The following is a 12385-nucleotide window of genomic DNA, read 5'->3' on the forward strand; positions in this document are numbered from 1 at the left end:
CCCCCTTATCGTGATCCGCCGCGTCGCGCATCCGCATTTTTGGTGCGCAGTGTTGGATTCGCCGCCGCCGGATCATCGGGCCAGGGGTGGCGCGGGTAACGACCGCGCATTTCCCGCGCGACATCGGCCCAGCTACCCGCCCAGAAGCCGGGCAGGTCACGCGTCGTCTGGATCGGCCGGCCGGCGGGCGAGGTGAGGCTCAGCACCAACGGCACGCGCCCGCCGCCGACCATCGGATGCGCCGCAAGCCCGAACAGCGCCTGCGGCCGCAGCTCGACACGCGGGCCGGCCTCGGCTTCATAGTCGATCGGGTGGCTGCTGCCCGCCGGGCTGTCGAAATGGCTCGGCGCGAGCCGGTCGATCGCCTTCATGCCGTCCCAGCCGATGATGTTGCGCAAGGCGTCGGCAAGCCCGCCCGGGTCGATCTGGTCGAGCCGGCGCTTGCCAGTAAGGAGCGGGGCGAGCCACGCATCGGCCTCGGCGAGCAACGCCGCGTCGTCTAGCGCGACCGCCGCGCCGCCATGTTCCGCCGCGAAGGTCGCGCGTGCGCGGAGCGCCCGGCTGCTCTCGGGCCAGGGCAGCAGGTCGAGGCCGTGTTGGCGTACCCCGGCGAGCAGCGCCTCGGCGATGGCGGCCGGGTCGGCGGCGGAGTCGGGGCCGCTCGACAGTCGTACCGCACCGAGCCGCCGTTCGCGCAGCGTTGCCACACCGCCGGTCGCGGGGTCGAAGCTCACGCTGCGCTTCGTCGCGATGCGATCGGCGAACAGCGCCTCCACCGTTATCGCGTCGATCGCCACCGCCGACAGGATGCGGGCGCCCGCCGCCATGCCCTGCGTCTCGGCGACCGCAAGCCATTCGGCGCGGGCGAGCGGCGAGGTCGGGTCGAGCTTGAAGCCGCGCCCGCCGACCGAGGCCCAGGTCTCCCCCGAGCCGTCACGGCGCTTGGCGATACGATCGGGGAAGGCGAGCGCGATGGCGATGGCAGCCTCCTTTTCCCTCTCCCCTAAGGGGAGAGGGTTAGGGAGAGGGGTGGCCACGGGCGGTGTCGTTTGTGGCCACCCCTCTCCCCGACCCTCTCCCCTTAGGGTAGAGGGAGTGAGTTTGTTCCACCGCTCGGCCAGCTTCCGCGCCGCCGTGGCGCGCGGCCCGCGCTCGCCGTGCCAGCGGCGCAGGCGCGTCTCGAGGTCGACATCCGTCCCGCCCAGCCCGCGCTCGCCGAGCAGCACCGCCACCTCGGCCGCGATACGGGCCATGCCCATCTCCCCCGCGCGCACCAGCATATGCGCGAGGCGCGGCGCGAGCGGCAGGCGGGCGATGGCATGGCCGTGCGTGGTCGGGCGGCCGTCAGCATCGATCGCGCCGAGCGTGGTCAGCCGCGAGCGTGCCTCGGCGATCGCCGCGTCGGGTGGCGGGTCGAGCCAGGCGAGCCGGCGCGGATCGGCCACGCCCCAGATCGCGCAGTCGAGCGTCAGCGCCGAGAGATCAGCCTCGAGCATCTCGGGCGGGTCGAAGCGCGGCAGGCCGGCGGTCGCGGCTTCCTCCCACAGGCGATAGGCGGTGCCCGGCGCCTGGCGCGCGGCCCGGCCGGCGCGCTGCGTCACCGCCGCCTGGCTGGCGCGCTCGGTCACCAGCCGCGTCATGCCTGCCGCGCGATCGTAGCGCGGGCGCCGCGCCAGCCCCGAATCGACCACCACGGATATGCCGTCGAGCGTCAGGCTGGTCTCGGCGATCGAGGTCGCCAGCACGATCTTGCGCCGGCCATGCGGATCGGGCGCGATCGCCGCGCGCTGTGCCTGCGGCTCCATGCTGCCGTGCAGCCGGTGCAGCACCATATGGTCGCCGATCGCATCGAGCCGTTCGGCGGTGCGCTCGATCTCGGCGACGCCGGGCAGGAAGGCGAGCACGCCGCCGGTCTGCTCGCGCAGCGCGGTGCGGATCGCCGTCGCCATGCTGTCCTCGATCCGCGCTTCCGCCGCGCGGCCGAGATGGCGCAGCGTGAGCGGATGGCTGCGCCCAGCGCTCTCGATCACCGGTGCGCCGCTCATCAGGTCCGAGAAGCGCGCGCCATCGAGCGTCGCCGACATCGCCAGCAGCCGCAGGTCCGGGCGCAGCGCGCCCTGCGCGTCGAGCGCCAGCGCGAGCCCGAAGTCGCTGTCGAGGCTGCGCTCATGCACCTCGTCGAACAGCACCGCCGAGACACCGGTCAGTTCGGGATCGGCCTGGATCCGCGCGACGAAGATACCCTCGGTCAGCACCGTGACGCGTGTCTTTGCGGAGCGTTTGCTGTCCATCCGCGTGGCGTAACCGAAGGTAGCACCGACCGGTTCGTCGGCTAGCGCGGCCATGCGCTCGGCGGCGGCGCGCGCGGCGAGGCGGCGCGGCGACAGCAGCAGGATCTCGCCACCGCACCAGTCCGCGCCGAGCAGGGCAGGGGCGACGGCGGTGGTCTTACCCGCGCCCGGCGGCGCGATCAGCACCGCGTTCGGCCCGGCCGCGAGCGCGGCGAGCAGATCGGGCAGGACGGCGTGGATCGGCAGCATCGCCCGCCTGCTGCCACAGCACAGGCGCCATGTCCTAGTATTTCACGGCACGGGAATGCTAGCCGTTGGAAAGAAGGAGATTCGCGTGGCCGGTCATGCCCATCATCACGATCATGCTCACGCGCACGGGCACGCGCACGGGAACGGGCACGGCCATGGCCACGCGCACGCGCCGTCGGGCGATCATGAGCGCGCCTTCGCGATCGGCATCGGCCTCAACCTGCTGTTCGTCGCCGCGGAAGCCGGCTTTGGCTTCTATGCCGATTCGGTCGCGCTGCTCGCAGACGCCGGACACAATCTGTCCGACGTGCTCGGGCTGTGCGCGGCCTGGGCGGCGGTGCGGCTGGCCAAGACGGCGCCGACCAAGCGCTTCACCTATGGCCTGAAGGGCTCGACCATCCTCGCCGCGCTGAGCAATGCGTTGCTGCTGCTCGTCGCGCTCGGCGCGATCGTGCTCGAGGCGATCCAGCGGCTTGCCGCGCCGCAGCCGGTCATGGGGCTGACCGTCGCGGCGGTCGCCGGGCTCGGCATCCTCGTCAACGGCGCGACCGCGATGCTGTTCGCCAGCGGGCGCAAGGGCGACATCAACGTCCGCGCCGCCTTTGCGCACATGGCGGCGGACGCGGTGGTGTCGGCCGGCGTGGTCGTGTCGGGGCTGGTGATCTGGCGCTACGGCTTCGTCTGGGTCGATCCGGCCGTCAGCCTCGTCATCGCCGTGCTGATCTTCTGGCAGACCTGGGGCCTGCTGCGCGAGTCGGTCGAGATGAGCCTCGCCGCGGTGCCGCGCGCGATCGATTATGACAAGGTGTGGATCGAGTTGCGCACGCTGCCCGGCGTCGCGCGCGTCCACGACATGCACATCTGGCCGATGAGCACGACGGAAACGGTGCTGACCGCGCATCTCGTCGTCCCCGAAGGCCATCCCGGCGACGACTTCCTCGCCAGCGCACGCGCAATGCTCAAGGAGCGCTTTGCGATCGGCCACGCAACGCTGCAGATCGAACATGGCGAGGATTGCGCGGGTGGGTGCTGACGAGGGTGGGTGTGCCAGGCGCGCGCAACCAATTGCCGGTGGCGGATGATCCGCCGGGCGCGATATAGCGCGGTATGGATGCCGCTCTAACTATCTGCGATGCGCCGACCGATGCCATTCGCGACGCGATTCTGGCCCCGCTGGCGGCCTTCAATGCCGAACAGGGTTACCCCGCCGACCCGAAGCCGATTGCGATCACGCTGACGGATGACGATGGCGCGGTCGTCGGGGGGCTGTGGGGCAAGACGGTCTATGACTGGCTGTTCGTCGACTATCTCATCGTACCCGCCGCCATGCGCGATCAAGACCTGGGTGTGAAGTTGATGGCGACGGCGGAGCGGATCGCCATCGAGCGCGGATGTGTCGGGGCGTGGCTGACGACCTTCACCTTTCAGGCGCGGGGCTTCTACGAGAAGCTCGGCTATGAGGTGTTCGGCGCCCTCGACAATTCGCCGCGCGACAATGTGCGGTACTTTCTGCGGAAGCGTCTGGACGCATAGTCGCGATCTCATCGCCAAAACCGCCTTTTAAATTACATAATTAAATTATATCAGCGATCGAATGAAGAGCGCTCGATCGGTACGACACGCGTTAGCCCTGGCGGCGGTAGCGCTCCCGTTGGGGGCCACAACGGCGGGCGATGGGTCGCGGCCCGACGATCTGTTGCGGCTCGACGAGGTGCAGATGATCGGCACGCACAACAGCTATCATCTGCGGCCAGATGCGATCCTGCTGGAGTATCTACGGCATTCCGGCTTCACCGAAGGCGGCTATTGGACCGGGCCGCGGCTCGCCGATGCGATCGATTATGCGCGCGAGCCGCTCGGCCAACAGCTCGATCTGGGCATCATGGCGCTTGAGCTTGACGTCCATGACGACCCCGCCGGCACGTTGTTCGCGCGGCCGCCGCTGCTCGACGCGCTGGTCCGCGGCGGCAAGGTGGCGGACGCGCCATGGGATCCGGCGGGGAAGATGCGGACCCCCGGCTTCAAGGTTTTGCACAAGCCCACCTACGACCCGCGCAGCAGCTGCCCGCTCCTGGCCGACTGCCTCGCGGAAATCGCCGGCTGGTCGAAGGCGCATCCGGACCATCTGCCGATCATCCTGATGATCGAAGTCAAGGAAGACGCCCCGGCGCGCGATCGCAATTGCGTCGGCCTTTGTGCGGACGGGTGGACGCGGCTCAAACGACAGTTGCGCGACGCCATTGGCTCGGCCCTGCTACTGCCGGGTGATGTCGGGACGGCGTGGCCGACGCTCGGCGCGCTGCGCGGTAAGGTCATGGTCATGCTGCTCGACGACGAGGATCACGCGCGCAGTTATCGCGCGGCGACCGACCGCGACGGCGACGATGTGATCTTCACCGCGGCGCGTCCGGCGAAGCGCGCGCCGCTGCGCGTTGGCGCACATGATCGCATCGCCATCCTGCCAGACCCGCGCGATCCGCGCATCGCCGACGCACGCCGCGCCGGGTTGCTCGTCTATACCCGCGCCGACGCCGACACCGAAAAAGCCCGCCATGCCGATCCGCGCCGGCGCGAGGCGGCCTTTGCGAGCGGCGCCACCTTCGTGTCGACCGACTTTCCGAGCGTCGACCCGCGTTTTCCGGGCTATGCGGTCCACTTCGACCACGGATTCGCGCGCTGCAACCCGGTCACGGCGCGCCGGCGCTGCTAGCTTAGAGCAGCGTGCCTGAAATCGGGATCAGTTGCGCTGATCTAGATATTTGTTGTCGCATCGCTTGTGCTGAAAACCGGTACCCACGTTTCAGCGCGATGCTCTAAGCGATCAACAATCCCGGCGCGCTATTCTCTTCTTCGCGCCAGTCGAGCAGGGTGCGGAAGATCGGCAGCGCCGCCGCGCCGACCAGGCCGGCGCGGACGCCGAGCATCGATCCGACGACGCGCGGCGGTGGCAGGCCGACCCCCTCGTCGCAGAATCTGGGCACGTTCACCTCGGCCAGCAAAGCCTGGAGCAGAGGCAGCGGCAACCGGCCACCGATCAGCATCGCCTCGGGATCGAACAGGCGCGCGGTGATGCCGAGCTGGTCGCGCAACTGCGCGCCGGCGCGCTTGATCCAGGCGCGCAGCGGCGGGCAGCCTTGCACGGAAAGCGCTTCGAGATCGGCGAAATCGTCGATCATGATCCCCGCGCGCGCCAGCGTGGCGAACAGGTCCTGCCCGGAAGGGCGGGGGCGATCGTTGGGAAACTGGATGCCGATCATCCCGGCATTGCCGCGCGCGCCGCGGATCAGCCGGCCGTCCATCATGATGCCGCCGCCGACACCGTGCCCGATATGGACGAACACGAAGGAATCGAGATGCTGCGCCGCGCCGAGGATGCGCTCGCCGAGCGCGGCGCTGGCGGCGTCATTCTCGACATAGACCGGCACCGGCACCGCGGACGCGAAATCGCGCAACGCGTCGCGCCGGCCAAGCTCGGGGAAATAGGCATGGGCGTGGAGCTGATGGACGCCGTCGATGAAATCAGCCGGCACCGCCACGCCGACGCCGAGCAGCCGGTCGCGCGGGGCGAGGCCTTGTGCCGTGACATCGGCGATGAAGGAGGCGGTCATCGCGCCGAGCGCGGCAGGATCGCCATTGTCCAGCACACGCGTCTCGGCACGCAGGATCGTGCCGCCCAAATCGATCAGCCCGATCTCGGCATGGCGATGCGAGAAATAGACGCCGATCGCGAGCGCGCCCGCCCGGTTGATGTGCACGGGTCGGGTCGGCTGGCCGCGCGCGCCGACGCGGTTGACCGTCTCCTCGACCAGCCCGAAGTCATCGAGCCGGCGCATCATGCGCGTCACCGACGCACCGGTCAGCCCGGTGATGACCGCCAGTTCGGTGCGCGCGATCGGGCCGCGCCGCCAGACGAGATCGACGATGCGACGCTCGTTCGCGGACAGGTTCAGCGTTGCCGTCAGCATGTCTCTCCCGATCGTCCGTCAGCCCCCGTATCAACTGTGCTCGCCGCCTCCTACACGGCTTTTAAGTTTATTTATGTAATTAAAGTGTCGCCCGATGGCGCTAACCGGCGAGTCGAACAGCGAAACATCACGGGGGATTCGCACATGGAAATAGCTCGCGCCCAGGCTCTGGCCGGCACCGCGCTCCTGCTGGCGCTGCTTCCTGCGGCGGTGCGCGCCCAGACGCACGCCGGCGATGGGTCGCAGGACAGCGCGGCGGGGCCGAACGCGCCCGGCAAGACCGAGGAGGTGGTCGTCACGGCCTATCGTCAGCTCAACCAGTCGCCCGGCGATACCAAGCGCCGTGCCGACCAGATCGTCGATACGCTCACCCAGCGCGAAATCGAGCGCTTGCCCGATCGTTCGCTCGCCGAAGTGCTCGATCGGCTGCCCGGCGTCAGCGCCGACCGTGGCTTTTCCAGCTCGCAGGCGCGCACCGTCACCGTGCGCGGCTTCGATGCGCGCTACAATTCGATGGAGGTCGACGGCAATCTGATCTGGAATTCGTCGCGCAACAATCGCGGCACGCAGCTCGACGTGTTTCCCGCATCGGTGATCAACCAGATCAACGTCTACAAGACCGTGCTGCCGGACCAGGACGCCAATTCGATCGGCGGGCATATCGAACTGCGCACGCTGCGCGCGTTCGACGGCGGGACCGCCAGCTATTTCAAGCTGCGCGGCGCCTATGGACTCTACGAGCAGGACGGCTTTCCGGCGAGCGGCCATCCGTCGCTGCGGGTCGATGGCGCGGCCAAGTTCACTTTCGGCGCCAACCGCCAGTTCGGCGTCGTGCTTGGCGGCGAGTTCCAGCAATACAGCTTCTTCGATCGCTACAATGAAGTGACGTCCTACAGCCAGATTGGCGGCGTCAACGTCGCCAATGGTGATATCTTCCACGGCGTTTTTCCGACCGAACAGCGACGCAAGGCGCTGTTCGGCAAGATCGAGACGCGCTCGGCGGATCACTATTACGGCTTCCTGTCGGTCAGCTATTTCAACGACTCGATCGACCAGTCGTTCAACCGCGGCGGTACCTTTATCACCGGAACGCGCGTGACGGGTGCAACGCCGACCAGCGGCACCTTCACCAAGGGCACGGGCGAAACCTATTTCGAGCAGTACCGGCTGAACCGCGAGTCGATCCTGCTCGGCTCGGGTCTCGATTACCGCATCGCGGACCGCGCCTCGCTCGCCCTGCGTGCCGCCTATACGCGCTACAATCATGACGAAGCGCTGTTCCGGTCGGAGCGGTTCCAGATCGGCAGTCTCGCGGGCGACTATAACCTCGACGGCGACGTGCCCGGGGTGACGCTCGACGCGGCCTCGCTCGCGGCGGCGTCGGCCCCTGCAAACTGGCTCCAGCGCACCGGCAAGGCCGCCTTCCTCCAGACGCTGCCGCACCGCGACAATGTCTACAATGCCAGTGCCGAGCTGAACTGGAATGCGCAGGGCGGCGCGCGCGGGCTGGGGTTCGTCGGCGGTGTCGCGTGGCGCCGGCTCGATCGCACGTTCAACCAGACGACCAACAATTACACCATCCCCGCGAGCCCGGTGCTGCGTCTGTCCGAGGTTCTGGACAGCGGCGCGGGCACGCAAATCCTCGATGGTGCCAGTCCCGCCTTTATCGACCAGACGGCCTATATCGCCTGGGTGACCGCGCACGGCATTTATGCGCGCGACGATGCGACGACCACCGATTATCGGCTGAAGGAAGACGTGCTCGCCGGTCATGCCGCCGCGGTGTTCACGCTGCCTGGCTTGCGTGTTCTCGCGGGCTTCCGCGTCGAGAAGACCTATGTTGGCGACGCCACGGCCAGCACCATCTCGGGCTTGATCACTCCGCAGACGCGGCGCCGCGACTATCAGGAGTTCATGCCCAACGTGCAGGCATCGTTCGAACCGGTCGCGAAGCTCAAGCTGCGCGCCGCGTATACCGAGACGATCGCCCGCCCTGATTTCGCCGACTTCGCCAATGGCGTTACCGTTACGTACAATTCGGCCGGCGTGAAGGTGGTCAGCGGGGCCAATCCCGATCTCGGGCCGCGCAAGGCGAAGAATTACGACGCGAGCATCGAAGGCTATTTCAAGGGCGGTTATGTCTCGCTCGGCCTGTTCCACAAGAATCTGGCCGACGAGACCTTCCGCCAGGTGCGCAACACGTTCGACAGCGCCGGCGTGCTCACCCAGATCGACACGATCCCGCTCAACAGCGGCAGCGCCAAGGTCGATGGGCTCGAAGCCAGCCTGGTCGTCGACAAATTCGCCTTCCTGCCGGGGCCGCTGGGCAATCTCGGCTTCACCGGCAATTACACCCTGCTCGACGGCACCTGGAACGTGGTATTTACCGACGGCACCGCGCGCAGCGTGAAGGGTCTGCGCAACCAGCCCAAATGGCTGGCCAATCTGATCCTGACCTATAATCAGGGGCGGTTCGGCGGCAATGTCGGTTATCGCCTGCGTGGCCGGACCTTCACCGGCACCTTCGGCGCGACGCCGGAAGCCGATATCTGGATCGACCATTATGCGCGGCTCGATGCGCAGGCGACCTTCCGCCTGCTGCGCAACCTGACCGTTTTCGGCGAGGCGCGTAACCTGACCAACAGCTATTGGATCGAGGACACCGGCATCGGCGCGTCCGCGCCGACGACGACCACCAGCCCCGGGCGCTCCTACTGGTTCGGGGTGACGCTCAAGATGTGATCGTTCACCGCTCCCGGCCGGTCGATGCCATCGACCCGTCACAAAAGGGGTGTCAGGGGTGCGAACCGACAACCAGCCGATGGGAGGCGCGCGATCCTTGGTCGAACCGACATGTGGCGCGTCACGCTCGTCTATGGCTTCGCGCATCTTGGCAAGAGTCTGTTCTGGTATTCCAGCGAGATCCTTTTTGCCTTTTTCCTGACCGAGATCGCCGGCTTGCCGGCGCAGGAGATGGGCATCGTCCTGGCGACGGGCTTCCTGGTCAGCGCCGGAATCGATCTGGGGATGGGCTATGGGTTGCAGCGATGGCTCGCCACCGCCGCAGCGGCCAGCCGGCTGCAATTTGTCGGGTCGGTATTGTGTTCGGTGGCCGGTCTGGCGGTGTTTTTCGGCGCGTCGTTGCCGGCGCCGTTGCGCTTCGGTTACGCGATGGTGGCGGGCATCGGCTTCCGTTTCGCCTTTGCGGCCTATGACATCCCGCAGAACGCGCTGATGGCGCTGGGTACGACCGACCCGGCGAGCCGGCTGCGCGTCGCCTCGACGCGAATCTGGTTCAGCGGCGCCGCCACGCTGATCGTCGCGGCGACGGTCGGCCCGCTGGTGGCGATGCATGACGGGCCGGGCGGCATCCGGTTCCTGCTCGGCCTGACCGCGCTCTTCGCGCTTGTCGCGATCGGCAGCGCAGGGATGCTGGCGCGCGTGCTGCGCGATCGCACCGCGCCGGACGCAAGGCGCGCGCAGGCCAGCCGCGCCACGACCCGGGCGTCCTTGCCGCCGGCGCTCTGGCTGCTGCTGGTGGTGATGGTCGCGACCTCCGCCTTCACCCCGGCCTTCTCAAAGCTCGAGCCCTATTTCGCCAGCTATACGCTGCAATCGGCGTGGTGGGGCGGCGCGGTTATGCTCGCCGCCGCCGCCGGTATCCTGTTGGGCCAGCCGATCTGGCTGCGTCTCTGCCATGTGATGCGCCGTGCCACGGTCATGCTCGGCGCCGCGCTGCTGCAGATCGTCGCGCTGACCGGCTTTGCCTTGACCGCACAAAGCCCGCTCCTCGCCGTGGTTGCGGCGCTGGTTTTCGGGCTCGGCAATGGCGGCGTCGGCATGGTGCAATGGGCCGTATTCAGCGAGACCGTGAGCGGCATGGCAGTGTCGCGCGCCGGGCCGAGCTATGGTCTGTTCGCGGCAAGCGGCAAGATCGGCTTTGCCGCCGGCGGCATGCTGCTGGCGGCGCTGCTGTCGAGGACCGATTTTCGGGGGGCGGGCAATGTCGATCTGCCGCTGATGATGTGCGCCATCCCGACGCTCGGCGCGGTCCTGGTGCTGGGCGCCGCCATCGGCTTGCGCCGGTTGGAGCGCGGCATGACCGACGCACGATCGCCGGGGCGTACCGTCGCACGCTAGGCGGGATGACTTTACCTTAACCCGTTCGTTTCGCGCGAAGTCGAGAAACCTGGCATAGCGCTTGTTGCCGTTTCTCGACTGCGCTCGAAACGAACGGACCGGGGGTGATTCAGACAGATGTCATCCCGCTCTGGTGGGATTGGTCGCTAGCGATGCCCACCGTGACATTTCCACGCCCCGCCACGATCCCCCCATGGCCGAATCTGCCACCGTCGTGCATGGATTGCCGATGCGCGTCCGTGATTTCCTGCTGCTGGCGACGGTCTGTATCGTCTGGGGGTTCAGCAACGTCCTCAGCAAGATCATCGTCGGCCAGTGGGGCGTGCCGCCGCTTTTCTATGCGGCGCTGCGCTTCGCCATCGTGCTGCTCGTCACATTGCCGTGGTTGCGGCCGGCGCCGAAGCCGCTGTGGCGCATCGTGCTGATCGGCCTGTTGATGGGCGGCGGCAATTTCGCGCTGCTGTTCATCGGGCTGCAGACCGCGTCGCCTTCTTCGGCGGGGATCGTCATCCAGGCGGGCGTGCCGATCACCACCTTGCTGTCGATCGCCATGCTCGGCGAACATATCCACTGGCGGCGCTGGCTCGGCATCGCGCTGACGCTGGCGGGCGTGGTGCTGGTGATCTGGCACCCGCACGGCGTCGCGCTGTCGGTCGGGCTGTGGTTCGTGCTCGGTGCGGCCTTTGCGGGGTCGCTCGGCGCGATCCTGATGAAGCAGATGGAGGACGTCGCGCCGCTGCGCTTCCAGGCATGGGTCGGGCTGGCGTCGTTCGTGCCGCTCGCGCTTGGCTCGGCCTTGCTCGAGCACGGCCAATGGTCGAGCGCGCTGGCGGTCGGCTGGCCGTTCGTCGCCGCGATCCTGTTCGCTGCGCTGGTCGTCTCGGTGTTCGCGCACACCGCCTATTACTGGCTGATCGGCCGTTACGAGGCGACGATGCTCGCGCCGCTGACGCTGATGACGCCACTCGCCACGATCGGCTGCGGGGTGCTGCTGACCGGCGACAGGCTCGACGGACGCATGCTGCTCGGTGCCGCGCTGGCACTGCTCGGGGTGCTGGTCGTAGCGTTGCGGCCGAGCCGTGCGCCGGTCTTGCAGGTGCAGGAACACGGCTAGTGATTGTTGCGCGCCGTCGCGGTGCGGTGCTTGATCGCGTCGGCAGCGGCAGACATTTTTCGGAGCGCGTCTAAAGCTTTCGTTGTTGAAGCTTTATGCCTGTGTCGGTGAAGGTGTTTCGATGCGACGAATTAGAAACATTGCTGACGTTGCCCAATTGACGCGGCATGATGTATTTACCCGCCTCACCCGTCAGCAGGTGAGGAGTCGATGCGCGACTATCTCCAACAACAGCAGGATCGCCGCGATTTCCTTCAGCGCAAGGTCGATATCGCGCGCGCCCAGATCCGAGAAGGGCAAGGTGTGTCCGACCAAGTCGTGGAAGCCGAGTTCGCCACCCGCCGGGCGCTGATTGCCGATCAGCGGTAGCTTTCGCTCGCAAAATGCGCGTGGATACTCCGCAGAATTACATCTCCCTTAGCCGACCCGGAAATCAGGCAGGGATCATCCCACTCGTTCTGAAAGGTAAATTCCTCTCCGCCAAAACGGACGATCGTCGCAATACCGGCAAACTCTGTTTCGACGTCGGGGTAACGGGCTCGAATATGGTCACGTACGGCCGCTAGATAGGAGCTCGCAAATTCCAGCGAGAGATGTCCGCCGGTCTGAAGCAGCGTTACAGCCAT

General features: G+C 67.4%; 10 protein-coding genes. 7 read left to right on the forward strand and 3 right to left on the reverse strand.

Features of this window, described 5'->3' with window-relative positions; genetic code table 11:
• Positions 1-5 precede the first annotated feature (5 nt).
• Positions 6-2540 carry an ATP-dependent helicase HrpB gene (hrpB, locus tag U1839_RS15030; RefSeq protein ID WP_332804419.1) on the reverse strand — a complete coding sequence of 845 codons (2535 nt, stop codon included), beginning with the start codon at positions 2538-2540 and terminating at the stop codon, positions 6-8.
• An 85-nt stretch (positions 2541-2625) separates the two neighbouring features.
• Here hrpB and U1839_RS15035 point away from each other — a divergent pair, with 85 nt between their 5' ends.
• The 3 genes from U1839_RS15035 to U1839_RS15045 all read left to right on the forward strand — a co-directional run bounded on the left by U1839_RS15035 (position 2626) and on the right by U1839_RS15045 (position 5250).
• Positions 2626-3573 carry a cation diffusion facilitator family transporter gene (locus tag U1839_RS15035; RefSeq protein ID WP_332804420.1) on the forward strand — a complete coding sequence of 316 codons (948 nt, stop codon included), beginning with the start codon at positions 2626-2628 and terminating at the stop codon, positions 3571-3573.
• A 74-nt stretch (positions 3574-3647) separates the two neighbouring features.
• On the forward strand, positions 3648-4073 hold the full coding sequence (locus tag U1839_RS15040; protein WP_332804421.1) for a GNAT family N-acetyltransferase: 426 nt from the start codon (positions 3648-3650) through the stop codon (positions 4071-4073).
• Between the two features lie 118 nt (positions 4074-4191).
• Positions 4192-5250: a Ca2+-dependent phosphoinositide-specific phospholipase C gene (locus tag U1839_RS15045; protein ID WP_332804422.1), complete on the forward strand. Its 1059-nt coding sequence runs from the start codon at positions 4192-4194 to the stop codon at positions 5248-5250.
• 103 nt (positions 5251-5353) lie between these two features.
• Here the strand turns inward: U1839_RS15045 and U1839_RS15050 are convergent, their stop codons facing one another.
• Positions 5354-6505, reverse strand: coding sequence for an ROK family transcriptional regulator (locus tag U1839_RS15050; protein WP_332804423.1), 1152 nt, complete (start codon positions 6503-6505; stop codon positions 5354-5356).
• Between the two features lie 144 nt (positions 6506-6649).
• On the opposite strand from U1839_RS15050, the gene U1839_RS15055 reads away from it, so the two are divergent.
• From U1839_RS15055 to U1839_RS15070, 4 genes are all read left to right on the forward strand, one after another.
• Positions 6650-9247: a TonB-dependent receptor gene (locus U1839_RS15055; protein WP_332804424.1), complete on the forward strand. Its 2598-nt coding sequence runs from the start codon at positions 6650-6652 to the stop codon at positions 9245-9247.
• 111 nt (positions 9248-9358) lie between these two features.
• A complete protein-coding gene (locus U1839_RS15060; protein ID WP_332804425.1) occupies positions 9359-10645 on the forward strand; it encodes an MFS transporter in 1287 nt (428 codons plus the stop codon).
• 193 nt (positions 10646-10838) lie between these two features.
• Positions 10839-11759, forward strand: coding sequence for a DMT family transporter (locus U1839_RS15065; protein ID WP_332804426.1), 921 nt, complete (start codon positions 10839-10841; stop codon positions 11757-11759).
• 210 nt (positions 11760-11969) lie between these two features.
• On the forward strand, positions 11970-12128 hold the full coding sequence (locus tag U1839_RS15070; protein ID WP_332804427.1) for a hypothetical protein: 159 nt from the start codon (positions 11970-11972) through the stop codon (positions 12126-12128).
• Here U1839_RS15070 and U1839_RS15075 read toward each other — a convergent pair.
• Positions 12119-12385 (reverse strand): hypothetical protein, encoded by a 267-nt coding sequence (locus U1839_RS15075; protein ID WP_332804428.1) that lies wholly within the window; start codon positions 12383-12385, stop codon positions 12119-12121. The two genes, U1839_RS15070 and U1839_RS15075, sit on opposite strands and share 10 nt — an antisense overlap.

Origin of the sequence: Parasphingomonas halimpatiens, assembly GCF_036663795.1 — a bacterium.
Classification (GTDB): domain Bacteria; phylum Pseudomonadota; class Alphaproteobacteria; order Sphingomonadales; family Sphingomonadaceae; genus Sphingomonas.